Here is a 25,255-nt window from a genome sequence, read left to right as displayed (position 1 = left end):
TAGCCCCCTCTAGATGAATAAGTTCACGCCGGAATCCTCGGCAGCTCCAAGATAGCTGGCAACACCGCCGAAGTCTACACCTTCAATTAATTCCTCCTGCTTGATGCCCATGATGTCCATGCTCATCGTGCAGGCCATCAGCTTAACCCCGGCATTCAGTGCGCCTTGCATCAGATTCTCCAGGGATTCCACATTCTTGCGGCCCATAGTATAGCGGATCAGCTTCGCGCCAAGCCCGCCCATGTTCATGCGGGATAAGGGTAGCTTCCGCGTCCCCTTCGGCATCATCATGCCGAACATCCGGTCTAGAGCATTCTTCTTCACCTGCGGAGACTGCCCCCGGCGCAGAACATTAAGCCCCCAGAAGGTAAAGAACATCGTTACCTGTTTGCCCATCGCTGCGGCACCTGTTGCAATAATGAAGGAAGCAATGGTTTTGTCCAGATCACCGCTGAAAACAATCATCGTTGTACCTTCAGAGACCGCTGACTGTTCCGCCGGAACTACGGTTCTGTCTGCCGGGTCTACTCCCTTCCGTACCAACGCCTGAACCTTGCCCCCTGATACTTCCACTGATTCCAGTGTGTTCCTTGTCTTGCTGCACCACTGCCTGATATCAGCGGCAAAACCGAAATCCGTTGCAGTAATCTCAACCCGCTGGCCTTCCTCCATTGAGCTTATAGTCTCATATACCTTGAGTATAGGGCCGGGGCACTGTAATCCGCAAGCATCCAGCAGGAGCTGCGGCTTACGGCTGAGCTGTTCGTGGCTATCGACTATACTGGCATGAGACGGAGCATTCACGTTTAAAGCCGGTGTCTCTCTCTTCCAGGAAATCTCAGCGTTATTCTCCCTTGCCATCGCTGCGTATGTTTTGTACCCTCCGTCAACGTTTCGTACTGCATATCCGTATTGGATTAACATGCGGGCAGCAATGTAGCCGCGAAGCCCTACCTGGCAGGACACGGCGATCTCCCGATCCCCGGGAATCTCTGTGAGCCGGTCTCTCAGCTCAGCCAGCGGAATGTTGATGGAACCCGGAATAAAACCGGCTAAACGCTCCGCTTCGTCTCTGACATCAATGATGAGGCCGCCGCTGCGCGAGAATTCGTCCACTTCATGCCATTGCAGATTACGGACGAGTCCCTCCATCAGATTGGAGGCAACATAGCCCGCCATATTGACCGGATCTTTGGCCGAGGAATACGGCGGCGCATACGCCAGCTCCAGATCGGCCAGCTCATCTGCCTTAAGCTTGCTGCGGATCGCGGTGGCAATGATATCTATTCTTTTGTCCACTCCGGCACTTCCGGCCGCTTGTGCTCCATAAATCTCTCCTGTCTGCGGGTTGAACAGCAGCTTAAGCGCTACCGGTGCAGCACCGGGGTAGTAACCGGCGTGGGAATTCGGATGGATATGCACAGCTTCATAAGGTACCCCAAGCGACTTAAGCGTCTTCTCATTGTTCCCGGTCAGCGCAGCAGTCATATCGAAGATTTTGATAATCGCAGTACCTAATGCTCCCGTATACGAGGCTTGCCGCCCATTGATATGATCAGCGGCCAGACGCCCCTGACGGTTGGCACCCCAGGCAAGGGATACCATGGTATCGAACCCCTGAACACGGTCCTTCACTTCAATGACATCCCCTACGGCATAGATGGCCGGATCACTGGTCTGCAATGAGGCGTTGACCTTAACCGATCCCCGGATGCCCAGCTCCAGCCCGCAGCTCCTTGCCAGGTCATTCTCAGGACTGACCCCAATCGCCAAGATAACCATATCCGTTCTAAGCTCCCCGCCGGAGGAGTGACGGAGCAGGCTCCCTTGCTGTTCAATAGCCTCTACACCCTCATTCATCCGCAGTTCCACCCCGTGCAAACGCATATGCTCTTCCAGCGGACGAACCATCTCCAGATCAAGCGGGTTCAGAATCTGCGGACCCCGGTCAATCACAGTAACATCAAGCCCCCGCTCCCGCAGATTCTCAGCCATCTCAAGACCGATGAACCCTGCACCGATTACAGTGGCATGTCTTGGCTGACGGCTGTCCACATAGGCCTTGATACGGTCTGTATCAGGAATATTCCTTAAGGTGAACAGGTTCTCAGCCTCTGAAATGCCCGGAATCGGGGGAACGATCGGCTTCGCTCCCGGTGAGAGTACTACGATATCATATGGAATCTGCAGTGTCTCGCCTGTTGTAACATTGCGGCAGTGTACCTGCTTACGTTCACGGTCAATCTCTGTCGCCTCGGTAAAGATTCTCACATCAATATTGAAGCGTGCCCGGATTCCAGCCGGTGTCTGCAGAAACAGCTTGTCCCGGGAATCAATACTCTCCCCAATATAATAAGGCAGCCCGCAATTGGCAAAAGAAACATGCTCTCCCCGCTCAAGCATGATAATGTTGTCTTCTTCGTTCAGTCTTCTTAGGCGTGCCGCAGCGGATGCCCCTCCGGCAACTCCGCCGATAATGACTATAGTTCTGCTCATTCTTATTCCCTCCTAATTGTATACCCCTATGGGTATGATATTATACGGGTGGGGGTATACTGTCAACTCAAAAAAGAGCAGCCCCTTCCGGTGATGGAAGGCTTGCTGCTCCGCTGAGAGTTGATGATCCTATAAATTCTGCTGCTTTTACTGGGACAAACGGGAAGCCAGCTCATACAGCTCGATATTGAAATCCTTCTTCGTATTCACTACCTTATCGATATCGGTCAGGGTCAATTCCCCTTTAATGATTCCGCATGCCTTGTCCGATTCGCCTTCGATCAGCTTACGAACCGCGAAATCAGCCAGACGGCTGGCGAGGTTACGGTCTCCTGGTGTTGGCGTACCTCCGCGCTGAATGTGTCCCAGTACTGTAACACGGGCATCCAGGGAAGCATGGCGGTCTTTGAGTGCCTGAGCAACATCCTCACCCTTGCCGACGCCTTCAGCTACAATGACGATACTGTGACGTTTGCCGCGTGCGAAATTATCCTTCATCCGGTCAGCTACCTCATTCAGGTCATAAGGCATTTCCGGCACCAGAATCGTCTCCGCCCCGGAAGCAAGGCCTGCATGCAGAGCGATATCTCCGCAGTGACGCCCCATAACCTCTACGATGGAGGAACGCTCATGGGATGACATGGTGTCGCGCAATTTATTGATCGCATCCACTACCACGCCAACGGCAGTATCGAATCCGATAGTGTAGTCTGTGAACGATATATCATTATCAATGGTACCCGGCAGAGCCATCGTCTTGATTCCAAGCTTGCTGAGCTTGTTAGCGCCATGGTAAGAGCCGTCTCCGCCGATAACAACCAGACCGTCGATGCCGAGCTCATTCAGAATGTCAGCACCTTTCTGCTGGCCTTCCGGCTTCATGAACTCCAGACAGCGTGCAGACTGCAGAACCGTACCTCCGCGCTGGATGATATCTCCGACACTGCGCAGATCCATCGGGAAAATGTCGCGGTTCAGCAGGCCCTGGTACCCGCGCTGAATGCCGAATACTTCAATTCCGAAGTAGATCGCGCTGCGGACAACCGCACGCACTGCGGCGTTCATCCCCTGGGAGTCTCCACCGCTGGTTAATACTGCGATTTTTTTTACGTTAGACATTCTGTTAGTTCCTCCTTAAATTTGTGCCAGTTTCTCCCCTTACCCGGAGAAGATCCGGCAGCATCTAATACATGTGTTTGCGTATCCAGCGGCTGTTGACGAAGAAGAAGAGTCTGGTCAGCGGACTATTCTTCATCAGCCTCCGGGATACCGAACGGACCTCGCGTTGCTCACTAACCTTGGGATCGGATAAATACAGGGCCAGCAGTCCTTCGATGATCATACGGTGCATGGAGTTATCAGGAAGACCCCAGACATCCTTGCGGGCCCACTCCACAATGGAAGCGATCCGGTTCAGCATCATATCCGTATTCTCATAATAATTGCAGAAATTGAGATCACCGCCGGCCCGGTCTTCATCCTGGTCAATCAGATAATCCAGCATGATATGCAGACCGCACACATGCGGAAAATAAGCAGCACGAATGGATGATGATGCCACTGTGCTTAGCTTAGGATCACAGGATGCCAGAAAAAGCATGAATACACCCAGAGTTGAACCGGTTGCGGCCGCAAATTCATTCCACTGGAGATGAGGCGCGCGGTACCCCTCCTTCTCCCACCATTCCTTGAGGGCAGCTTCTCTAAGCTCCGGGTGAATGTGCTTATAGACCTGAAGATCGGTGTACAGTACAGCCAGATTGTAGACCTCTTCAGCAGCGGCACCGTAGCCGGGTAGCCGGGAGGTCATCTCCTGGCATTTGCGGACCAGTCTGTGCAGGTATCCGCCGTCATTCTGTTCCGTGCGCAGCGCGTAGTAATTCACAGGCTCCGCGCCGGGGGTAACCGCATCCAGCATGGACTTATGCAGCAACCGGAAATCGGCCGGGTCAAGCGAAGTACTGCGGTCACACAGGTTGTCCAAATAATCACTGATCGTCTGATAAGCAACAATTAGCGGAATCAGTATATGTCTCATCGACAAATTGCCGGCGGCATAGATTCCGCCGCCTTCGCAATGAAACTGCTTCGTTTCAATGCTGGCAAGCGCTTGCTTGCGGAGCTCGGGATCGGGAATTCCTTCTGCATCCTTGCGCCAGGAATCGAGACATGATCGCACTTCCGGCAGCACGTACTTATAGACTCTCTTCATGAGTCCAATAGGACCGCGCGGACTACGGTTACGGCCTTGCTCAAATTCATTCAATGACAGTGCCTCCACATTGTTGTCTCCTTATCCAAATCATGATTATTATAATATGCAGAGCGGATTTGTACAAACAACAAAATCACTTTCGCAAACTCTTGAAAGATTCAGAAAATCGATATTATACGAATCCCCCGGCCTCTCCGCTTTATGCTATACTATACTTTTCTATACCCCGAAGGAGTGCACAATCATGAATGCGAGGCGGAGCGGCGGCCAATACAGTGATCAAAACTGGCTGCGATCCTTTATGTTTACGCTGTACGGCACCAGTGTGCTGGTTGTTTCTTATTTCCCGTTATTTTATGCCCACCTGGGCTTCAGCAGTCCGCAAATGGGTCTGCTCTACTCAGTAGGACCGCTAATCTCAATTCTCTCTAATCTGTTCTGGAGTATGATGAGCGACCGGCTGGGTACCGTCCGTAAGATTATGGCCCTCCTGCTTGGAGGCCAGCTGATTACCGCCATTATTCTGGCCAGAGCCACCGATTTCTCAAGTGTCATGCTTATCTTATCCTTTTTCTATTTCTTCTATTACCCGGTTTTTCCACTTGCAGATACTATGGCGATCAAAATTGCCCAGCGCCACGGGCGGAATTTCATTGCCATCCGTGTATTCGGCTCGCTCGGATACTCCTTCTTCGCCCTTACAATCGGCTATGTACTCAGAACGCTGGGACCTCAGTACAGCGTAGCGATTTGTATTGTGATTGTTGTAACCGCGCTGCTGATTACGATTGGGCTGAAGGATGTGAAGCGACCCGAAGCGGCTCCGCTCTCTGTAGACAAGGAGTCTGCGGACAAACCGCTGAAGGGAGCCGGACTCCGCGAGATTCTCCTGCAAAAGGAAGTGCTGTGGTTCTTCGGCTCTGTATTCCTGCTGGCCATCGGCTACCGGATGAACGAGGCCTTCCTGACGATCAGCCTCAAGGGCATGAATGCAGGTGATGAAGTTGTCGGCTGGGCGCTGCTGGCTTCAGCGCTCAGTGAGATCCCCATCTTCTTCCTGCTCAGCAGATATGGCGACAAGTTCAAGGAGCTGCCGCTGCTTGCTTTTGCCAGCCTGATGTTCACGCTGCGCTTTCTGTTCATGTCGCTGGCCCAGGAGCCGGGTACCGTGGTTGCCATTCAGGCCATGCACAGCATTTCGTTCGGCATTTATTATGTAACTGCGGTCCGCTACATCACCCGGATCATCCCTGATCATCTGCGGGCAACCGGAATGGCGCTCTTCACCGTCGTATGGTCCAGCGGCGCAGGTCTGCTCAGCGGCACCTTCGGCGGACTGATCTATCAGGATGCCGGCCGGATTGTATTCTATCTGGTCGCTACCGGCTTCTCGGTTCTGGCCTTCATCGGCTTCCTGTCCAAGCATCTGATGGACCTCGGGGGCGGCACAGACCGTCCGCTGCGGCGTAAGAGCAAGACCCCGCTCTGACTGATTATGGGCGGGGAAGGATATATCCACAGCGGACGTAAATCATAATTTCCTAACCAAACCAATAAAAAAACACAGCTCCCGGAGGAACTGTGCTGCTCAAGCTGCCTGATGCTACTTATGCCAGTGCGTGCTAGATCAAATATATATATTGCGGCTGACAGAAGCTCTGCCTTGGCCGTATTTTATAATTTAACTACGTTCGCTGCCTGTGGACCACGGTTACCGTCCGTAACATCGAATTCTACCGCTTGGCCTTCGTCCAAAGTCTTGAATCCGTCGCCTTGAATCGCTGAGAAGTGAACGAATACATCTTCGCCGCCTTCAACTTGAAGGAAACCATAACCCTTTTCTGCGTTAAACCATTTTACTGTACCTTTCAAATGAACAACCTCCTAAAAATACCGCCATATATGGCGTATGCTTACATTATACTCTTTCTATACTTGTAAAGCAATCCATCTTTTCCCTGATTTCATGATTTAATTTGCTTTTCCCTTCTCCGGTGCGTTATCATTGACCCAAAAGCCAAAAATCGCCAGGGTGGTAATGATAATGATCAAAAAACATGAAATATACAAAACAGACAAATGGAACATGATGACGGTGGAGGTTCAGGGACGTTATATTATCCTTCGTGAAATCTCTGACCAATGGGGAGAAGAAACGCATACCTTCATGAGCCGTCCGGCTATGATGCAGTGGGTGAACAACCGCTTCAATAAAGAATCCTACAAGGATAATGAAGAAGAGTACAAGAATATCATCGCAGCCTTCAAACAGGTCTAGTCCGGTATGGATAATGAGAGTCTTGTCATTTATGTCATTGTCGTCCTGTGCCTGGGTGCCGTACTGATTATGAGCAAGGACAAAATGCCCCCGCGCTTGAAGCGCGGGATGGCATTGACCGCAGTCATTATGATTGCGCTGGCTTTTGTCTTCATTATTTATAGCCTGCTCACATAACTTCATCTGTAAGCAAGATTTAATAAACATGAATTGGCAGGGCATACTAAGCAGACTTTGAGAATCAGGAGGCTGCCGTCATGTCCGTTACCGCCAAATCATTCCCGCTCCTGCTTGCGCTCAGCCTGCTGCAGGGAAATCTGTCCTCAGCGCTCCCGCAGGCGGAGAGCAGCCCAGCCGCATCCCATCTACCGAGGAGGATTTCTATGGAACAATTACCTAAGAGAAGTGAAGTACCCGCCGAGAACCGCTGGAAGCTTGAAGATATGTTTGCTTCAGAGGAGCAATGGGATGCCGAATATAAGGAAGTGAAGGCGCTGATTACAAGCGCTGCCTCCTTCCAGGGGAAGCTGGATTCTCCGGATGCCCTGAAGAAGTGCTTCGAGCTGGACGATAAGCTGTCCCTGCTGACTGAACGCCTCTATGTCTATGCGCATATGCGCCAGGACGAGGATACAGCGGCTCCGAAGTACCAAGCTCTCTCCTCCAAGGCCAAGAAGCTTGGCGTTGAAGCGGGTGAAGCTCTTTCTTTTGTCACACCTGAGATTCTGGCCCTGCCTGACGCGACACTGGACCAGTTCATCGCCGACCCTTCGCTCTCCGACTACACCTTCACCTTGACTGAAATGAAGCGTGAGAAGGCCCATGTCCTGTCCAAGGCGGAAGAAGCGCTGCTGGCTCAGGTCAGCACGATCGCCCAGGCCCCGCAAACCGTATTCAGCATGCTGAATAATGCGGATCTGAAGTTCCCGAAGATTAAGAACGAAGAAGGCAAGGAAGTTGAGCTGACCCACGGAAGCTATATTCAATTCCTCGAAAGCCCGGACCGTGAGGTGCGCAAGAACGCCTTCAAAGCGGTCTATGAAACCTACGGCAAGCAAAAGAACACGATTGCCGCCACGCTGAGCGCGAATGTGAATAAGAATGTCTTTTACTCCCGTGTGCGCAAATACCCTTCCGTGCTGGAAATGTCCTTGTACGGCGACAATATTCCGAAGGAAGTCTACACGAATCTGATCGATACGATTCACGAGAGTCTGCCGCTGATGCACCGTTATATGAAGCTGCGCCAGAAGCTGCTTGGGGTAGATGAGCTACATATGTATGACTTGTTCGCTCCGCTTGTGGACGAATATAAGCTGGATATTACTTTTGACGAAGCCAAGAAGATTACCAAGGAAGGCCTGAAGCCGCTTGGCGAGGACTACCTTAGTGTTCTGCAGGAAGGCTATGACAAAGGCTGGATCGATGTCTACGAGAATGAGAACAAACGCTCCGGCGCATACAGCTGGGGGGCTTACGGCACCCACCCTTACGTGCTGCTGAATCATAATGACAATCTGAACAGCATGTTCACACTGGCACATGAGATGGGTCACGCCCTGCACTCCTACTATTCGGACACGGCGCTGAAGTACCGGGACGCGCAGTACACTATTTTCCTGGCGGAGGTTGCTTCTACTACCAATGAGGCGCTGCTGATGGATTACCTGCTGAACAAATCCACAGATCCGAAGGAAAAAATGTACCTGCTCACCTATTATGCCGACCAGTTCCGCACGACGGTATTCCGGCAGACGATGTTTGCTGAATTCGAAAAAATCATTCACCAGCGTGCTGAAGAAGGCGAGTCGCTCACACCGCAGGATCTCTCGGCCATCTACTATGACCTGAATGTCAAGTATTACGGCAAGGATATGGTGATTGATCAGGATATTGAGATGGAGTGGGCACGGATTCCGCATTTCTATAACAGCTTCTACGTCTATAAATATGCTACCGGCTTCTCGGCGGCGACGAGCTTCGCCAAACAGATTCTGGAGGAAGGCAAACCGGCGGTTGACCGTTACCTCGGCTTCCTGAAGAGCGGCGGCAGTGATTATTCCATTAACATCCTGAGCAAAGCCGGGGTTGATATGTCGTCTCCTGAACCGATCCGCGAAGCCATGAGCGTATTTGAGAGCGTGATCGAACAGATGGAGCAGTTGACCAAGTAAGACAGAAGGCTTAGTATTACAGTAATCCCTTGCCCTTTGATGGCAGGGGATTTGTATTGTCAGATCATCCTGAGGAGGAAGCTATATGAAATTTCAATGGTCACTTATATTAGGTTTATTTTTCGCTCTGCTGACTGCAGTATTCGCAGTAATGAATGTGGATACGGTTCCGGTGAATTTCGGCTTCGACTTTGTCAGCATTCCGCTTATCCTCGTTATTCTTGGCTGTGCGCTGATCGGCGGTGTTGTGGTCGGTTCGTACGGGATTTTCCGCCAGTATAAGCTGCAGAAGCAGATCAAGAGCCTGAATGCCGAGCTTGCCAAGCTGCGTGACGCTAACAGTATCAACATGGAACCTATCCCTGCTGAGAGTGCTCCCTTTACTCCAGAAGGATCATCCCAGCTGTAACCCATAGACGAATAGGAGGAACTGTCCTTGCTTAACATCCAGCCCAATGAAGAATATATTCTGAATCTGCTCAAAAAACTGCTCGACACCCCAAGCCCCAGCGGCTTCACCGCCCAGGTGATGGCACTCGTGGCTGAAGAAGCGGCGGCGCTCAATATTCCGCTCACCTGGAATGAAAAAGGCGGCGCGATGCTCACCGTACCCGGACTTGATCCTTCGCGCACGATCGGCATCAGCGCCCATGTGGATACGCTCGGTGCCATGGTCCGCTCTATTAAGTCTAACGGTACCCTCCGTTTAACCTCTGTAGGCGGATTCAGCATGAACAGCATTGAGAATGAATATTGCATCATCCATACCCGCAGCGGCCTAACTTATACCGGTACGATCCTGACCAGTCATCCATCTGTGCATGTGTATGCCGATGCCCGTGATTTCAAGCGTGCGGAAGAGAATATGGAGATCCGGATTGATGAGCTGGTCTCCACCAAGGATGATGTGCTGAAGCTGGGGATTTCGGTAGGTGACTTCATTTCGTTCGATGCAAGGGCGGTGCTTACCACCAGCGGATATATCAAATCCCGTCATCTGGACGACAAAGCCAGCGTAGCCGCCTTATTCGGGCTGCTGGAGAGCATCCGGCGCGAAGGCTGGAAGCCGCTGCATAACCTGTCCCTGCTCATCTCCAACTATGAAGAGGTAGGTCACGGCGCTGCCTGGATTCCAGGGGAGATCAATGAGATGATCGCTGTGGACATGGGTGCGATGGGCGATGACCTCAGCTGCAAGGAGACGGATGTCTCCATCTGCGCCAAGGATTCCTCCGGCCCGTATGACTATGCCATGACCAGCCGCATGATCGAGCTGGCGAACGGTCTGGCTATTCCTTTCGCGGTCGATATCTATCCGCAATACGGCTCCGACGCCTCTGCTGCGCTGCGCGGCGGAAATAACATCCGGGCCGCACTGATCGGACCGGGCGTACACGCCTCGCACTCCATGGAGCGTACCCACAAGCAGGCTGTGCTGAATACGGCTAAGCTGCTGGCGGCTTATGTAGGGGCGAACTGATCGGGCTGCTCGCCACGGCGGGTCACTTTCTATAGCAACACGACGCGGATATTAGTAAACAAGTACAAAAAGGCAGCACCAGCTCATGTAAATAGCTGGTGCTGCCTTTTTAGTAGACTATATTAATCTTGACCAGGCCGAAATGTTGCAACTATTGCAACCTGGCCCGCCCATAATTGGACATTTGCAGGGATTCCTGCATAAATTGCAACAATTCCCCCGCCCACCGGCTCCAGGGAGGATTTATCCTGCATTTTGTGCAACATTTGCGGATTAGAGCTGAGATAACGAGTGAGATGTTGCATTTTGGGCAGGATTTTCGCATAACCCTCTGACTTTGAGGATTAGAGCTGAGATGACAAGTGAGATGTTGCATCCCCCGGTTAAGGCCATACCTGCTCCAGCTTGTCCGCATAGTACTTGATGGCCTTACGGTAATCCCGGATACCGGGATCGGCGGATGTATCCGCAAGTAAGGTAAGCAGCAGCTCCATGGCTTCGGTGTGTGCACCGAGATTATGCAGCGTCATGGCCAGAAAAGCCTTGAATTCCGCCCGTTGCGGGAATTCAAGCACACCCTGCTCCAGGAGCGCACGGGACTCCGCATACTGCCCGAGCGTCCGGTACGTACTGCCCAGACCCAGCATCGCGCCTGCCTTCTGCTCCGCATCTGGAAGACCTAAGGCAAGACTCTGCTCGTAATAAGCTACCGCCTCACGCTCCAAGCCCAACACATCATGCGTCCATGCCAGCTGATAATGCAGCTCAGCAGTACTGTCGCCCTCTGAGAGTAGCTGTAACAGCATGTTCCTCGCTTCTTCAGCTTGGCCAGAGGAGCGCAGCTGCACGGCTTCTTCTATCGTATGAGTCACAGTCACTGGGTCACCGGCCCCTTTCTAAGCGTTGCTGCTTACCTACTTACCCGCGATCTTCTCCGCCAGCTCACTCAGATACGTCCAGCGCTCCATCAGGCGCTCCAGCTCTGCCTCGCCCTGCCGCTGCTTCTCCACCAGCTCCTGGAGTCTGCCGGAGTCAGCGAAGGCCGCTTCCATCTGTGCCGAGATATCCGTCAGATGCTGCTCCGCCTGTTCAATAGCCTCATCGATCCCCTCATACTCACGCTGCTCCTTGAAGGTGAATTTCAGCTTCTCGCGCGGCGCTGACCCGGCCTGTGCATTCCCGCCCTGCTCAGCAGCGGCAGCACCCGTCCCGCTGGCGCTGCGGCCGGAGCCGCCTTCTGCCTTGCCGGAGTTCCCGCTGCCCGAAGGGACGTTCTTCGCCAGCCACTCTTCATATTCGCTATAGTCGCCGACATGCAGGCGGATGCCCCCATCCTCGAAGGCAATCAGCTTATCCACGGTGCGGTCCAGGAAGTAACGGTCATGCGATACCGTGAAGACGACGCCAGGGAATTCATCGAGGTAGTCCTCCAGCACAGCGAGTGTACCGATGTCCAGATCATTCGTCGGCTCATCGAGCAGCAGCACGTTCGGCGCTCCCATGAGGACACGCAGCAGGTAGAGACGTCTTTTCTCGCCGCCGGACAGCTTGGAGATTGGCGTCCACTGCATCGCGGGCGGGAACAGGAAGCGCTCCAGCATTTGCCCGGCGGTGATGACACTGCCGTCTGCGGTCTTGATGATCTCGGCTTCTTCCTTCACATACTCGATCGCCCGCAGGCTGAGATCCATGTCCTGATGCTCCTGGGTGAAATAGCCCAGCTTCACGGTTGTCCCGAGCTGCACCTCACCGCTGTCCGGGGTAAGCTTACCGGCAATCAGGTTAAGCAGCGTGGACTTGCCGCTGCCGTTCTTGCCGACAATCCCCACGCGGTCCTGCGGCACAGCAATATAATTCAGATCCTTGATTAAGGTCCGGCCATCCAGCGATTTGGTGAGATTCTGAATCTCAATGATTTTGCGGCCCAGTCTGGTGGAGGCTACAGAGATATCCATAGATGACGCCGATGCGCCTCCCGTGCTCTCCTTGAGCTTCTCGAAGCGGTCGATCCGCGCCTTCTGCTTCGTGGAGCGGGCCTTAGCCCCGCGGCGAATCCAGGCCAGCTCGGTGCGCAGCAGATTCTTGCGCTTCTGCTCGGCCGATGCCTCCCGTTCTTCACGGTCTGCCTTCAGCTCCAGGAACCGCGAATAGTTCGCTTCATACCGGTACAGATTCCCGCCGTCCAGCTCAAGCATTACACTGGCTACCCGTTCCAGGAAATAACGGTCATGCGTTACCATCAGCAGCGCCCCGCGCCGCTTCTGCAGATACTGCTCCAGCCAGGCTACGGAATCCGTATCAATATGGTTGGTAGGCTCATCCAGAATCAGCAGCTCCGACGGTGTAATCAGTGCCGCCGCCAGCGCTACGCGCTTGCGCTGTCCACCCGACAGGCTCTCCATCCGCGCATCGAAGCGGGTAATCCCCAGCTTCGTGAGGACCGTCTTCGCCTCACTCTCCAGCTGCCAGGTGCCGGCGGCGTCGATGGCCTGTCCAATCCGGACAAGCCTGCTCTCCAGCCCTGAGTCTCCCGGATTCTGCTCCAGGAGAGACATCACCTCCATGTATTCCCGCATCGTCGCAAGCTCCGGGTCCTCTCCGGCAAATACCTGCTGCAAGACCGTATTTCCAGGCTCATAAGGCGGATTCTGGGCCAGGAACTGCACCCGCACATTATTGCCGATGCTAATCTGCCCCTCATCTGCTGTATCGAGCCCGGCGATAATCTTCAGAAAGGTTGATTTTCCCGTGCCATTGACGCCAATTACGCCTATCTTATCCCTGTCGTCCATGCCAAAGGAGGCATCACGGAACAGGGTTTTCTCCCCGTAGCTCTTGGAGAGATGTTCCACTGTCATAATATTCATCAGTTGTCCTCGCTTGCCTTATATTTTGAAACCGGAATTGGCTGTACTCTCTTAAGATTCAGCTTCAGCAGGGAAGTCGCCCATTGCCGAATCCAGGCTGCCCAGTGCCCCAGTGATAAAGAGCCTGGCCGCAAACTTCGCCCGCTTATCCGCATCTGCCTCGGCAAACTCAGGGTCGAACAGGATATCCATCTTCAGACGGTCCAGAATCCCGATGTACGACTGCGCCATCAGCTCCGGCTCGGTAGCCCCGCCTTCCAGCAGCACCTTCACCACAGCCTGCATATAGGCTTCCATGAACTGTGCCATATACGCCACCAGCTCAGGGTTATTGTTAGGCGCACGGAAGAACAGCTTCGTATGCTGCTTGCGCTCATAGTAATAGAACAGATGATGCTCTGCAATCACGGAGAGCTTGTCTGTCAATGCGGAGCGGGTCCTCAGCTTGCCCTCAAGCTGCTCAAGGAAGCCTTCACAATCGCGGCGGGTAACCGCCATGAAGAGCTCCTCTTTGCTTTTAAAATATAAATAGACCGTACCCTTGGCAATGCCTGCACGTTCGGCCACTTCCGACATCTTGGTCTCATAAAAGCCGCCTGAACCGAAAAGCTCATAAGCGGCATCCAGAATAGCTGCATGTTTGTCTACGGATGCACTGCTCAACGGTTCACCTCCCAACCCATAGAATCCTGTATGTTACCGGATAACGCAACGGCCGGCTTAACCCTCAGATCCGCCCTTATCCTATGTAACTGATATAACTGACCAGCAGCGCTACAGCACCGCCTATTATAGAACTTACAGCATTTACAGTATCATTGTCCATCCAGCGCCAGCCCCTGGCGTATTCCGTAGGCTTCCCGCAGTGCATAGAGGCCTCGACCTCGCGGCCGCAGACCGTGCAGCGGTTCATCCGTTGCACGGTTGCCCCCAGAACGGAGTCGGCAAAAGCTCCCGCGAGCCCGCCCAGCAGTCCGGCCAGCACCAGCAGCCAGAAGGCATGGGGCGTCATGCCGGAGGCCGCCCGCAGCACCCAGGAGGCCGCGCCGATGAGTGCCCCTCCCGCCGCCGCAGCCAGCGTCCCGGGCAGGGATACGCCGCCGGAGGTACCTGCCTGCAGCACCTTCCCGGTCAGGACCGACCGGGGAGGCTTCCGGGCCAGCGTGCCGATCTCTGTCGCCCATGTATCCGAGGTTACGGTAGCCATCACCCCGATGAACAGGAAGCCCCAGAGCTCCAGCGGATAGACCGCGTTCAGCAGAACGGCCAGCATCCCGAGTCCGCCGTTGGCGAAGACCTGACCCGCGTCGCGGCGTCCGGTTTTGTCATACGTGGCCTCCAGCTCGGCCTTATTCTCATGATGCAGCTTCGACAGCAGGGTTGAGGAAATGAAGAACACGAGCAGGATACCGAACCAGAACAGATTCCCCGCACCGAAATAGATCGTCCCCATGACGACTGCCGCCACCATCCCTGAGAAGCTAAGCGACTGCTTCCAGTAGGCAGCCCCGGCAACCAGCAGCGCACCGCAGGCCCCGATCAGCCATTGCAGCACTTCAAGTCCTGAGAGCATCGCCTTAACCGATCAGGCAGGTGCCCATGAGGCGCTCGCCCCAGAACAGCTCGAACGAATCGCCCGCCACTGCCGGACCTACTCCGGCGGGGGTTCCGGTGAAGATAATATCGTCTTTGCCCAGCCCGTAGCGGGCGGCAATGAATTCAACGATTTTTTGCAGGGAGAAAATCATGTTCTTCACGTTCCCGCGCTGAACTTCAATTCCGTTCTTGCGGACGGTGAAGTCGGTGGCCTCCAGTTCCTCTTCCTCAGGCAATGCCATGTAAGGGGTCAGCGGAGCCGCATTCTTGAAGCCCTTGGCGGCCGTCCAGGGCAGGCCCTTCTTCTGCAGATCATTATGCACATCACGGAGCGTGAAGTCGAGGCCCAGCGCCATCACATCCACCAGCTCTTGCATGCTCATCCCCGGCACGTAATCACGCGCAATACGCAGCACCAGCTCCCCCTCGTAATGAATCAGTCCGGCGTCCTTGGGCAGATGGATAATCGCTTTATCCAGGGCCACAGCAGCATGAGACGGCTTCAGGAAGATCAGCGGCTCGGCAGGCACCTTGTTGCCCAGCTCCTCCGCATGTAATTGATAGTTGCGTCCTACACAGTATACATTATTGATCGCACTGCTCATTGTTCCGTCAGCTCTCTTCCTCTATGAATTGGAATTCATACTGCAATGCTGCAATCCTTATTAGGCCTTCAAAAAGAGTTCGCCCCAGATATCCGGACGGTTCGTACAGATCATAATATCGGAATGAATCTCCGACAGGCGGCGCATTTCCTTGCCCTTATTCAAGGTCCAGGCCATCACCTGCACCCCGCGTTCAATCAGGGATTTGGCCAGAACCGGGCTAAGCCGGTCATAGCTGATGGATAAGAAAGAGCAGCCCAGCTCATCAAGCTTACCCGCAGGATTACCGGATCTGGAGTCATAGATCAGCCCTGTATGGAACCGCGCGTCCAGCTCCTTGATCCGCCGCAATACACCGGCATCGAACGAGGTCAGCACCACTTCCTCGCGCATTCCCTTGGCATTCACCAGATCAATGACTGCCTGCGCAAGACCGGGATACATATCCCCCACCGTCTTCAGTTCAATATTCAGCCGCAGCCGGCCTGATGCCAGAGCAAGCACCTCTTCCAGAGAAGGCACCCGCTCTCCGCGAAAAGCACGCCCTTTCCAGCTCCCCGCATCCAGCCGCCGCATCGGCTCGTACTCCATATTCTTCACCTTGCCGTGTCCGTTGGTCGTACGGTCCAGGGAATAATCATGGATGACCACGGGAACCCCGTCCTTCGTCAGCTGCACATCAATCTCTATCCAGCGTACAAAAGGCAGCGCAATCGCCATCCGCACGGCGGCCAGTGTATTCTCGGGGGCCTTACCGGAAAATCCGCGGTGGGCTACACACATATTGTTCATCATTATACGCACCTCCGGCTATTTCACCGCTTGGATCACAGTGCCGTCATTGCGAACCTTGATCAGGCCGGAAGAAATAGACTGTATTCTGTGCAGCAGCAGCTGCCCGTCGGCATCATTCATCGGCACCGGCTGCGCCAGCTCGGCATCCATCGGCTTCAGCTTAAGCGCACATTGCCCCTGCTTGCTGCATTCCGCCTGGAATACCGCCGTCTCCCAAGTAGCCGGGATGGAGCCGCGTGTGAAAATAAAGTTGCCTGTGCTGTAGGCAATCCATTTGCCTTTGTACGGCTCAATTCCCTGCAGCACATGCGGATGGCCGCCCATCACCAGATCCGCTCCGGCATCAATGAAGCTATGCCCAAGCGCCTGCTGGGTCTTGTCATACTGCTCCATCCGCTCCCGTCCCCAATGGACGACGACAACGACAACATCGGCCTTTTGCTTGGCTGCGGCAATCGCCTTGAGACCTTCCGCACTGTCATACACCGAGGCAAGGCCGGGCTTGCCCGCTTCCGCCTTCCATTCAATCACCGGCATCACCCGCGTGAAGCCCAGCAGGGCAATCTTAATTCCATTACGTTCAAAATACTGCGCCGAATAGGCCTCCTGGCTATTCCGTCCTGCCCCCACATGAGGGATTCCGCGCTCACCCAGATGCTTCAGGGTGTCCAGCAGACCTTCCTCCCCCTGATCAAGCGTGTGGTTGTTAGCCAGATTGACGGCATCCACACCGGCGGCTTTGAGCGCGTCCAGTGCCTTCGGCGGGCCCTTGAACACAAACTGCTTGTTCTTGGCCCCAACCCCGCGTGTAGTAATCGGCGTTTCCAGATTGACTACCGTAAGGTCATCCTTCTTGAACATTCCATCCAGCGCGCTGTAGGAATAATCGTAGCCCTTCTGCTCCAGCAGCGCACCTGCCTTCCCGCTGAAGATGATATCTCCGGCAAAGCTCAGCTTCACCGTCTTGCCGGTGGTGTTCTCCGGTAAGCCTGCGACCAGTCCGCTGCTACTTCCTGTTGTTGCCTGCGGCGCATCCGTAGGGGTTGCCTGATCCGCTGGTCTAGGGGTAGGAGCTGCCGTAATGGTTGCCGCCGTAGCCGTAGGTTCTGAAGAAGCCTCCGGTGTCTCCTCCGGAGCAGGCTTAGCAGTGGCTGTAGCCTCTGCCCCGGGGTCTTCTTCTGCAGGGACGGCTTCCGTAGGGGCTGCCGCCGTTGCAGCAGCTTCCGGCGAAGGGGTGGTAACGAGCGCCGCTGGCGGAGCAGCAGAGCCCTGCGGGTCCTTGCCGTCCATGAATGAATAAGCGAGCGCAGCGGTAATCATCAGCAGCAACGCCACATTGACCCACGCCCAGACCCTTCTGCGCCGCCGCCTGCTATGTTGTCTCTTGCCTTGTCTATTGCCTGATCTCGGCGGATACATGAGTCCAAGTAATCTCCTTTACCCTTAAAGTGTTTCTATTATAGCATATCTATCAGCTGCCGCTCCAAGCCGGGAACGGAGGCTGTTATTAAATCACCCCACAAAGTGAGGCTTTAGCTTCGATGATGACTCAGTTACTTTGCGGGGGCCCCAACACATATAAATTCTTATCTTTCTAAAAAAAGGTGGAGCGCCACTGCTCCGCTCCACCGTTCCTTTTAGACTGTAGCTCCCGCCGGCTCCGGCAGCTTCGTGAGGCTGGCTGCGGCAGTCTCTGCCGTAAGCTTCGCCTGCTTGATGCAGTCCGGCATCCCGATGCCGTCATAGCCTGCGCCGAAGGCATAGACGCCGGGCAGCTTCTGCGCCAGCTCGCTGCGCAGGCCGGCAATCCGGCCGGGATGGCCGACCGGATACTGCGGCATGGATGACCTCAGACGGGTGATCTCTGTGAACAGCGGCGCTGCGGTGATCCCCATAATCTCCCGCAGGTCCTTGCGGACCAGCTCTGCCAGGGCGTCATCCGGCAGCTCCACATTCTGTTCATCCCCCGAGCGTCCCACGTAGCAGCGCAGCAGCACCTTATCGTCAGGGCTGGTATGCAGCCATTTCGTAGAGGTCCAGGTGCAGGCTGTGATGTTCCGCCCTTCCTTACGCGGAACAAGGAAGCCTGATCCGTCGTATTCGGTAACGATATCTTGCCGGGTGAACGCCAGAACCACATTAGCTACTGATACATAGTTCACTGCATCCAGCGCCGATACATCCACATGGGGACGCAGCAGCTCTGCGGCTGCGAAGTTCTGCACCGTAACATAGATGTCGTCTGCTTCCAGCAACTCACCTGTCTCAAGCTCCACCTCGTAACGGGCAGCGCCGGAAGAACCGGCGCCTCCCAGCACCCGGATGGACTTCGCTCCTGTCCCCGTGATTTGCCGGACATCCTGCAGCTCATGGATGAGCGCATGCACAAGACTCTGCAATCCTTGCCGGAAGGTGAGAAAAGCACTTTTCTTCGTCCCGGTATGGGTCTCCACCGGCTTCCTGCCGGTCGTCATTCCCCGGATCAGGCTGCCGTACTGGCGCTCGACCTCACCGAACTGCGGAAAGGTCGCCTGAAGGCTGATCTTGCGCATATCCCCGGCATAGATCCCTGCCAGCAGCGGCTCCGTCATATTCTCCAGCACCTCTGTACCCAGACGGCGCTCAATCAGATCGCCTAGCGACTCATCCTCAGTACTGCGGCGGGGCGGGAGTACGAAATCCATCATCGCCCGCATTTTGCCGCCGAAGGAGACCAGACCGCTCTTCAGGAAGGGCTTCAGCTCTGTCGGAATCCCTAGCACAAGACCGGCAGGCATCGGATGAAGCTTGCCCCGCTGCAGGATGTAGGTCTTCTTGGCATTCGGATTCGTGCTTACCAGCTCGTGGTCCAGCTCCAGCTCCCTGGCCAGATCGACCATCGCCGTCTTACGGGCCAGGAAGGAATCCGGGCCCTTCTCAATCACGAAGCCGTCACGGTGCAGTGTCTCGATTTTGCCGCCAAGGACCTTGTCCTTCTCAATTAAGGTAATCTCCGGCTGTACTGCCGCCTCACGGTAGAACTTGCGGATATAGAACGCGGCGCTGAGCCCGCTGAGGCCTCCGCCGATAATAACTACCTTGCGGGGTGATGCCGTCATGGCAGATTCACCTTCAACTGGTTCGCCTTCGTCCGCACCACATCGCTGAGCACCGACATATAGGCCGGATCACTGTTCAGCGAGTCAATCCGCAAGAGACGCATATCCAGCTCGGAGGCAAGCTGCTGTGCTTCAATATCCAGATCGTACAGCACCTCCAAATGGTCGGAGACGAAGCCGATCGGGGCTGACAGCACGTATTTCACCTGACTCTCGGCCAGCTCACGCAGCGTATCGAGAATATCCGGGCCCAGCCAAGGCTCCGCAGTCCGGCCCGCACTCTGCCAGGTGAACTGCCAGGATTCCACCCCCGCCTGAGCGGCAATCGCCTGAGAGGTCTCCAGCAGCTGGTCACGGTACGGATCGCCCATAGCCAGAATACGTTCAGGAAGACTATGTGCACTGAACAGCACGCGCACTTCCTCGCGCGACGCGCCGGTCTCTTCGAACTCGTCCAGCTTGGCAGTCACTCTCCGGCTAAGCACATCGATCAGCTCGGGATGCATATGGTAGCTCTCTACGAACTCCATATGAATACCGCAGGCTTCGGCTTTTTCCTTGGCGCGCTTGATATAGGTTCCTACACTCATCACAGAGTAATGCGGAGCCAGCACGATGCCAATCGCCTGGGTAATACCGTCCCGGACCATAGCCTCGACACCATCCTCGATGAACGGTCTGGCATGCTTGAGACCCTGGTAGCAGACATACTGGATCTGCCCGCTGTTCAGCTTGGCCTGCAAGGCTTCCACCTGACGGTCCGTATTCTCTCTAAGCGGAAAAACCCCGCCGACAATCGCCTTATAGCGGTCAGTCAGCTCTTTGAGCTGCTCAGCTGAAGGAGCGTTCCCCCGGCGGATATGCGTATAATAAGCCTCTACATCCTCAAGACTCTCAGGCGTGCCGTACGACATCACGAGTACTCCAATTTTGTTGGCCACGGATTCCATCCCCTTTTACAATAATTAACGTCCTATACAGCAAAGAGAGCAGCAAAGGCTGCTGCCATCAGATGCTATTTCTTCAACTATGCCAGCGGCGGTGCCGCCTGTTTCATTGCCGCTGCTGAATACTCATGCACATAATCCGTTAATTCCTTGAGCGTATCGAGTGAAGCTTCAGGGAATAATCCATGTCCCAGGTTAAAAATATACCCCGGCTGCATGATGCCTTCATCAATCAGTTCCTTGGCCCGGGCTTTGAGCAACTCCATCGGCGCGGTCAGCAGGTATGGATCCAGATTGCCTTGAACCGCATAGCCTCCGCCCAGTCTGCGCCGTCCTTCGGTGATGCTTACCCGCCAGTCCAGTCCGATCACATCGGCCTGCAGCTTGGTCAAGCTGGGGAGCAGCTCCCCTGAGCTGACACCCGGGAAGTAGATTTTTGGAACCTCCAGATCGGACAATTCGGCAAAAATCCGGGTGATCGTCGGCAGCACATACCGCTCGAAATCACGCGGAGCCAGCGCCCCGACCCAGCTGTCGAACAGCTGGAACGCCTTCCCGCCGCTGGCGACATGGGCGCGCAGATAGGTAATAACCATATCGCCCAGCTTCTCCATCAGCTTCTCCCATACCTGAGGCTGGCTGAACATCAGCTCCTTGGTGCGGTGATACGTCTTGGACGGTCTGCCTTCGATGAGATAACTGGCGATGGTGAACGGAGCTCCGGCGAAGGTAATCAGCGGAACGTCCAGCTCCTTGTCCAGAATGGCGATGGTCTCCAGAATATGGCCCAGATCGCCCTCCACATCGATCGGCTTCAGCCGCTCCACATCGCTTGCAGAGCGGATCGGATTCTCGATAACCGGCCCGATGTTCTTCACAATGTCAAAATCCACACCGAGGGAGGCCACCGGATTCATGATGTCGGAATACAGAATCGCTGCGTCCACGCCCAGCTTGCGCACAGGCATCAGAGTTACCTCAGCCGCAAGCTCAGGCTGCTTGCAGATCTCAAGCAGCGAATATTTCTCCTTGATCGTACGGTAGTCGGGATCATACCGGCCGGCCTGCCGCATGTACCATACGGGGGTGTACTCCGTGTTCTGCTGTCTGCAGGCACGGATAAAAGTGTCGTTGTAGGTCATGATAAGATCTCCATTAGATTTGATAGAATACTGTGAAAAAACACATATCATTATTATGCCCCTTTTGTAAGCGGCTAACAACCGCCTCACCCGAAAGGGAATGACAATCCCATGACATTACTATGACATGTGTTGCATTGTCCGGCTGAAAATCTATGATATACTGATATAATGTCAATTTTTCGTGAACTCTGTATCAATGAATCCCCTGAAAGGAAGTGAAAGCACTTTGAAGAATTGGGAGACCTGGAAAGTCAACCTCATGGTGCTTTGGTTCGGCCAGTTTCTGGTGAATGCAGGCATGACTATGATTACCCCGTTTCTGTCGCTTTATCTCGCCAAAGATCTGGGGGTGACCGGCGACCGCGCGATCGGGATGTGGGCCGGGCTTATTTTTGCCGCCAACTTCTTGACCTCGTTCATCTTCCAGCCGCTCTGGGGCAAGCTTGCCGACAAATACGGACGCAAAATTATGCTCCTGCGCTCCAGCTTCGGCATGGCGATTGTTATTGTGCTGATGGGCTTCGCCCAGTCCCCGATGCAGCTGCTGCTGCTCCGGCTGCTGAACGGAACCATCTCCGGCTTCAACCCCGCCTCTGTCGCGCTGGTCTCAGGCACCACACCGAAACCGAAGATGGGCTTCGCGATGGGCCTGATGCAATCCGGCGCGGTAGCCGGAACGATTCTGGGGCCGCTGATGGGCGGCTTACTGGCCGACTGGATCGGGTTCCGCCCGATCTTCTATGTGGTCGGCGCGCTGCTGTTCGTTGCTTCATTGCTGGCGTTATTCCTCGTCAAAGAGAAATTCGACCGGGCAGAAGCAGCACAGGTGCCTCAGGTATCCGTGCTGGAAGGCTTAAAGGAACTGGCGAAGGTGCCGCAGCTTCCCGCCCTGTTCGGCGTGACCTTCCTGCTGCAGTTCGCCATGGTCAGCCCCATGTCGCTGCTGCCGCTCTATGTAGAAAAGCTGCACGGCACCACCGTGGACCTTGCCTTCTGGGCAGGTATGGTCAGCGCAGTCACCGGTATCTCGAATATGCTCGCTTCGCCGCTGCTCGGCAAGCTCAGCGACAAGGTAGGGGCGCACCGGATACTGACCTTTGCGCTGATCGGCGCCGCTCTGTTCCTGATCCCGCAGGCGTTCGTGACCAGTGTCTGGCAGCTGATTCTCGTCCGCTTCCTGATGGGCGTCTTCATGGGCGGCCTGCTGCCTAGCGTCAACGCCCTGATCCGCTCCTATACGCCTGACGGCAAGGAGAGCCGGGCGTTTGGCTTCAACAGCAGTACGCTCGCGCTCGGCAATATGCTCGGTGCGGTGATCGGCGGATTCCTGTCCGGTTATATCGGGATTGAAGGCCTGTTCATTGTCTCCGGTGCATTCCTGCTGATCAATACGGTCTGGGTGCGGATCAAGCTGTACAAGAAGACTGAACCCCGACTATTCCGTTAACAGGCTGCTTCTCTTATGGGCGGTATAACTGGTGTGTGCGGTACGAGCGGTATGAGTGGCATGAACGGTATGGCCGGTGCGGTCCAGGCTATTTCACCATCGCCAGCGCCAGGCCGTCATAGGCAGGCAGCAGTGTGCTGGTCAGGCGGGGATCGCCTGCGATCATCTCATTGAAGCGGCGCATAGCCTGGACGGCCGGTCCGTTTTTCTCGGTATTAAGCGTACGGCCGCGCAGGAAAATATTATCCCCAGCAATAATCGCCCCCGGTGAAGCAAGCCGGATCGCATATTCCAGATAATTCGGATAGTTCTCCTTATCGGCATCGATGAAGAAGAAATCATACCTGTTTCCCTGTGCTTCGAGCAGCTTCAGGCTGTCCAGTGCAGGGCCCGTCCGGTATTCCACCCGGTCTCCGAAGCCCGCCTGCTGCAGATGGCTCTGTGCCAGCTCTGCATATTCAGCCTTAAGCTCCAAAGAGGTGAGACGGCCTTCCTGCGTGAGTCCCCGGCACAGACAGATTCCGCTGTAGCCGCCAAGCGCCCCGATCTCCAGCAGGTTTGCCGAGCGGGAGAGGGTCACCAGCATCGTCAGCAGTCTGCCGTAGCCCGGGGCAATGGACACCTCCGGCATGCCTTTGGCTGCGATGGCTGCTTTGACTTGGAGCAATAATTCGTCTTCTGTATATAGCTGTTCGCTGTACTCTTCCTGATTCTGCATATGTATTCTCCTCTTGAATGGGTGTGTGTGCCTGCGGACAGGCATTGTGCAGAACTCTTCCTTACCCTATACTGTAAGCTGAACGTTCTGCAGGTTCAGCTAACAAACCAGTTACTCTTATTGTACTGGCTACACGTATTTATCCACAAGTTAAACGGAGTTGAGCGCACTTGGGCAAATTACAATTGATCGCCACCGCCCCCATGGGGCTGGAGGCTGTAGTAGCACGCGAATTAAACGAGCTGGGTTATGAGACCACGGTCGAGAACGGACGGGTCCTGTTCAGCGGGGATTACATCGACATCTGCCGCTGTAATCTGTGGCTGCGTACCTCGGACCGTGTACTGGTTAAGATGGGCCAGTTCCCGGCCCGGACCTTCGATGAGCTGTTCGAAGGAGTGAAGGCGATAAATTGGGAGGACTGGATTCCCGAGAACGGCGAATTCCCGGTAGAGGGACGTTCGCATAAATCTCAGCTGACCAGCGTACCTGCCTGTCAAGGGATTGTGAAGAAGGCCATTGTCGAGAAGCTGAAGCTGTCGTACCACACCGAATGGTTCCCGGAGAACGGACCCCGGTACGTGGTAGAAGTGATCCTGCTGAATGATATCGCGCTGATCACCCTGGATACCACCGGCCCGGCCCTGCACAAGCGAGGCTACCGCCGCCAGGCTACGGAAGCGCCGCTGAAGGAGACGATGGCTGCGGCTCTGATCCAGCTCAGCCGCTGGAACGGCCATCGTCCGCTCTATGATCCTTGCTGCGGATCAGGCACGATTCTGATCGAAGCAGCGATGATCGCCTGGAATATCGCGCCAGGCCTGCGCCGCTCCTTCCCGTCCGAGCACTGGCCGGAGATTCCGCAGCGTCTGTGGGAAGAAGCCCGCGAGGAAGCCTTCGATGCGGTGCGTGACGATTACCCGCTGCAGCTGACCGGAACGGATATCGATCCGGCAGCAATTGAGATCGCCGAAGCGGCGGCGAAGAGCGCCGGACTCTCCGGTGAGATTACGTTCAAGCATATGGCCGCTGCGAAGGCCCGGCCGGAAGGCGAATACGGCTGCATCATCACCAACCCGCCTTACGGCGAGCGGATCAGTAATGACAAGGAAGTGGAGAAGCTGACCCGCCAGTTCGGCGAGATGATGCTCTATCTGCCCACCTGGTCCTTCTTCGCCATCAGCCCGTACAAGGAGTTCGAGCAATACTACGGACGCAAGGCGGACAAGCGCCGCAAGCTCTACAACGGCCGGATCGAATGCCAATACTATCAATACCTGGGGCCGCTGCCTCCACGGAAATAGGACGAGCGGCGAGGGGTAAGCAGTTTTGCAGTTAAGTAACTATCCCTAATAAGCCTTAATCACTAAAGCGCCTTAAGTCCCAAGAAGCAC

The 25,255-nt window shown here is 55.0% G+C and carries 23 protein-coding genes; 8 read left to right on the top strand and 15 right to left on the bottom strand.

Annotated elements, in window-relative coordinates; translation table 11 throughout:
- Window positions 1–9: 9 nt before the first annotated feature.
- The 3 genes from MKX51_RS09905 to MKX51_RS09895 form a co-directional block, all read right to left on the bottom strand.
- Entirely contained in the window at window positions 10–2,496 is a 2,487-nt protein-coding gene (locus MKX51_RS09905) for a CoA-disulfide reductase (RefSeq protein ID WP_340992224.1), read from the bottom strand.
- A 147-nt stretch (window positions 2,497–2,643) separates the two neighbouring features.
- A complete protein-coding gene (pfkA, locus tag MKX51_RS09900) occupies window positions 2,644–3,615 on the bottom strand; it encodes a 6-phosphofructokinase (RefSeq protein ID WP_036725223.1) in 972 nt (323 codons plus the stop codon).
- A 64-nt stretch (window positions 3,616–3,679) separates the two neighbouring features.
- A complete protein-coding gene (locus tag MKX51_RS09895; protein ID WP_340992223.1) occupies window positions 3,680–4,762 on the bottom strand; it encodes a tetraprenyl-beta-curcumene synthase family protein in 1,083 nt (360 codons plus the stop codon).
- Window positions 4,763–4,955: 193 nt separating this feature from the next.
- On the opposite strand from MKX51_RS09895, the gene MKX51_RS09890 reads away from it, so the two are divergent.
- Window positions 4,956–6,200, top strand: coding sequence for an MFS transporter (locus MKX51_RS09890; RefSeq protein ID WP_340992222.1), 1,245 nt, complete (start codon window positions 4,956–4,958; stop codon window positions 6,198–6,200).
- A 185-nt stretch (window positions 6,201–6,385) separates the two neighbouring features.
- Here MKX51_RS09890 and MKX51_RS09885 read toward each other — a convergent pair whose 3' ends face one another.
- Window positions 6,386–6,583 carry a cold shock domain-containing protein gene (locus MKX51_RS09885; protein ID WP_036725228.1) on the bottom strand — a complete coding sequence of 66 codons (198 nt, stop codon included), beginning with the start codon at window positions 6,581–6,583 and terminating at the stop codon, window positions 6,386–6,388.
- 172 nt (window positions 6,584–6,755) lie between these two features.
- On the opposite strand from MKX51_RS09885, the gene MKX51_RS09880 reads away from it, so the two are divergent.
- The 5 genes from MKX51_RS09880 to MKX51_RS09860 all read left to right on the top strand — a co-directional run bounded on the left by MKX51_RS09880 (window position 6,756) and on the right by MKX51_RS09860 (window position 10,643).
- Complete coding sequence (locus MKX51_RS09880) at window positions 6,756–6,989, top strand: hypothetical protein (RefSeq protein ID WP_036702226.1); 234 nt, start codon at window positions 6,756–6,758, stop codon at window positions 6,987–6,989.
- A 6-nt stretch (window positions 6,990–6,995) separates the two neighbouring features.
- Window positions 6,996–7,166 carry a hypothetical protein gene (locus tag MKX51_RS09875; protein ID WP_209874284.1) on the top strand — a complete coding sequence of 57 codons (171 nt, stop codon included), beginning with the start codon at window positions 6,996–6,998 and terminating at the stop codon, window positions 7,164–7,166.
- Window positions 7,167–7,372: 206 nt separating this feature from the next.
- Window positions 7,373–9,163 (top strand): oligoendopeptidase F, encoded by a 1,791-nt coding sequence (gene pepF / locus MKX51_RS09870; protein ID WP_340941933.1) that lies wholly within the window; start codon window positions 7,373–7,375, stop codon window positions 9,161–9,163.
- 85 nt (window positions 9,164–9,248) lie between these two features.
- On the top strand, window positions 9,249–9,572 hold the full coding sequence (locus tag MKX51_RS09865; RefSeq protein ID WP_340941935.1) for a LapA family protein: 324 nt from the start codon (window positions 9,249–9,251) through the stop codon (window positions 9,570–9,572).
- A gap of 27 nt (window positions 9,573–9,599) precedes the next feature.
- Complete coding sequence (locus tag MKX51_RS09860; RefSeq protein ID WP_340992221.1) at window positions 9,600–10,643, top strand: M42 family metallopeptidase; 1,044 nt, start codon at window positions 9,600–9,602, stop codon at window positions 10,641–10,643.
- Between the two features lie 383 nt (window positions 10,644–11,026).
- Here the strand turns inward: MKX51_RS09860 and MKX51_RS09855 are convergent, their stop codons facing one another.
- The 10 genes from MKX51_RS09855 to hemE all read right to left on the bottom strand — a co-directional run bounded on the left by MKX51_RS09855 (window position 11,027) and on the right by hemE (window position 21,693).
- The gene (locus tag MKX51_RS09855; protein ID WP_340992220.1) at window positions 11,027–11,521 is read right to left on the bottom strand and encodes a tetratricopeptide repeat protein; all 495 of its coding nucleotides are present in this window, start codon (window positions 11,519–11,521) and stop codon (window positions 11,027–11,029) included.
- Between the two features lie 36 nt (window positions 11,522–11,557).
- Entirely contained in the window at window positions 11,558–13,510 is a 1,953-nt protein-coding gene (locus MKX51_RS09850) for an ABC-F family ATP-binding cassette domain-containing protein (RefSeq protein WP_340992219.1), read from the bottom strand.
- 51 nt (window positions 13,511–13,561) lie between these two features.
- Window positions 13,562–14,173 carry a TetR/AcrR family transcriptional regulator gene (locus MKX51_RS09845; RefSeq protein ID WP_340941940.1) on the bottom strand — a complete coding sequence of 204 codons (612 nt, stop codon included), beginning with the start codon at window positions 14,171–14,173 and terminating at the stop codon, window positions 13,562–13,564.
- Window positions 14,174–14,249: 76 nt separating this feature from the next.
- Window positions 14,250–15,062: a DUF92 domain-containing protein gene (locus MKX51_RS09840; protein WP_340944612.1), complete on the bottom strand. Its 813-nt coding sequence runs from the start codon at window positions 15,060–15,062 to the stop codon at window positions 14,250–14,252.
- Between the two features lie 25 nt (window positions 15,063–15,087).
- Window positions 15,088–15,711, bottom strand: coding sequence for a fumarylacetoacetate hydrolase family protein (locus MKX51_RS09835; RefSeq protein ID WP_340992218.1), 624 nt, complete (start codon window positions 15,709–15,711; stop codon window positions 15,088–15,090).
- A 60-nt stretch (window positions 15,712–15,771) separates the two neighbouring features.
- Window positions 15,772–16,503 carry a glycerophosphodiester phosphodiesterase gene (locus MKX51_RS09830; RefSeq protein ID WP_340995578.1) on the bottom strand — a complete coding sequence of 244 codons (732 nt, stop codon included), beginning with the start codon at window positions 16,501–16,503 and terminating at the stop codon, window positions 15,772–15,774.
- Between the two features lie 18 nt (window positions 16,504–16,521).
- A complete protein-coding gene (locus MKX51_RS09825) occupies window positions 16,522–17,925 on the bottom strand; it encodes a CapA family protein (protein WP_340992217.1) in 1,404 nt (467 codons plus the stop codon).
- A 218-nt stretch (window positions 17,926–18,143) separates the two neighbouring features.
- The gene (gene hemG, locus MKX51_RS09820) at window positions 18,144–19,604 is read right to left on the bottom strand and encodes a protoporphyrinogen oxidase (RefSeq protein ID WP_340992216.1); all 1,461 of its coding nucleotides are present in this window, start codon (window positions 19,602–19,604) and stop codon (window positions 18,144–18,146) included.
- Window positions 19,601–20,545, bottom strand: coding sequence for a ferrochelatase (gene hemH / locus MKX51_RS09815; protein WP_209874306.1), 945 nt, complete (start codon window positions 20,543–20,545; stop codon window positions 19,601–19,603). The genes hemG and hemH overlap by 4 nt, the downstream gene beginning before the upstream one ends.
- A gap of 86 nt (window positions 20,546–20,631) precedes the next feature.
- Entirely contained in the window at window positions 20,632–21,693 is a 1,062-nt protein-coding gene (gene hemE / locus MKX51_RS09810; protein ID WP_340992215.1) for a uroporphyrinogen decarboxylase, read from the bottom strand.
- 229 nt (window positions 21,694–21,922) lie between these two features.
- On the opposite strand from hemE, the gene MKX51_RS09805 reads away from it, so the two are divergent.
- Window positions 21,923–23,143 (top strand): MFS transporter, encoded by a 1,221-nt coding sequence (locus tag MKX51_RS09805; protein WP_036725253.1) that lies wholly within the window; start codon window positions 21,923–21,925, stop codon window positions 23,141–23,143.
- Window positions 23,144–23,231: 88 nt separating this feature from the next.
- On the opposite strand, the gene MKX51_RS09800 is transcribed toward MKX51_RS09805, so the two are convergent.
- Window positions 23,232–23,861, bottom strand: a complete 630-nt coding sequence (locus tag MKX51_RS09800; protein ID WP_036725254.1) for an O-methyltransferase — start codon at window positions 23,859–23,861, stop codon at window positions 23,232–23,234.
- A 170-nt stretch (window positions 23,862–24,031) separates the two neighbouring features.
- Here MKX51_RS09800 and MKX51_RS09795 point away from each other — a divergent pair, with 170 nt between their 5' ends.
- Window positions 24,032–25,165 carry a THUMP domain-containing class I SAM-dependent RNA methyltransferase gene (locus MKX51_RS09795; RefSeq protein ID WP_209874315.1) on the top strand — a complete coding sequence of 378 codons (1,134 nt, stop codon included), beginning with the start codon at window positions 24,032–24,034 and terminating at the stop codon, window positions 25,163–25,165.
- Window positions 25,166–25,255: the final 90 nt, after the last annotated feature.

Source organism: Paenibacillus sp. FSL M7-0420 (assembly GCF_038002345.1).
Classification (GTDB): domain Bacteria; phylum Bacillota; class Bacilli; order Paenibacillales; family Paenibacillaceae; genus Paenibacillus_AQ.
The sequence above is the reverse complement of the archived record's forward strand: the minus strand, read 5'-3'. Positions and strand labels throughout refer to the sequence as shown.

What these genes read in the sequence shown, in the direction of transcription:
- MKX51_RS09835 (WP_340992218.1), bottom strand. Translation starts at nt 15,711, where the DNA reads ATGAGCAGTGCGATCAATAATGTATACTGTGTAGGACGCAACTATCAA.
- MKX51_RS09865 (WP_340941935.1), top strand. Translation starts at nt 9,249, where the DNA reads ATGAAATTTCAATGGTCACTTATATTAGGTTTATTTTTCGCTCTGCTG.
- MKX51_RS09850 (WP_340992219.1), bottom strand. Translation starts at nt 13,510, where the DNA reads ATGAATATTATGACAGTGGAACATCTCTCCAAGAGCTACGGGGAGAAA.
- MKX51_RS09880 (WP_036702226.1), top strand. Translation starts at nt 6,756, where the DNA reads ATGATCAAAAAACATGAAATATACAAAACAGACAAATGGAACATGATG.
- MKX51_RS09890 (WP_340992222.1), top strand. Translation starts at nt 4,956, where the DNA reads ATGAATGCGAGGCGGAGCGGCGGCCAATACAGTGATCAAAACTGGCTG.
- MKX51_RS09825 (WP_340992217.1), bottom strand. Translation starts at nt 17,925, where the DNA reads ATGTATCCGCCGAGATCAGGCAATAGACAAGGCAAGAGACAACATAGC.
- pfkA (WP_036725223.1), bottom strand. Translation starts at nt 3,615, where the DNA reads ATGTCTAACGTAAAAAAAATCGCAGTATTAACCAGCGGTGGAGACTCC.
- MKX51_RS09905 (WP_340992224.1), bottom strand. Translation starts at nt 2,496, where the DNA reads ATGAGCAGAACTATAGTCATTATCGGCGGAGTTGCCGGAGGGGCATCC.
- pepF (WP_340941933.1), top strand. Translation starts at nt 7,373, where the DNA reads ATGGAACAATTACCTAAGAGAAGTGAAGTACCCGCCGAGAACCGCTGG.
- MKX51_RS09800 (WP_036725254.1), bottom strand. Translation starts at nt 23,861, where the DNA reads ATGCAGAATCAGGAAGAGTACAGCGAACAGCTATATACAGAAGACGAA.
- MKX51_RS09830 (WP_340995578.1), bottom strand. Translation starts at nt 16,503, where the DNA reads ATGAACAATATGTGTGTAGCCCACCGCGGATTTTCCGGTAAGGCCCCC.
- hemG (WP_340992216.1), bottom strand. Translation starts at nt 19,604, where the DNA reads ATGACGGCATCACCCCGCAAGGTAGTTATTATCGGCGGAGGCCTCAGC.
- MKX51_RS09875 (WP_209874284.1), top strand. Translation starts at nt 6,996, where the DNA reads ATGGATAATGAGAGTCTTGTCATTTATGTCATTGTCGTCCTGTGCCTG.
- hemE (WP_340992215.1), bottom strand. Translation starts at nt 21,693, where the DNA reads ATGACCTACAACGACACTTTTATCCGTGCCTGCAGACAGCAGAACACG.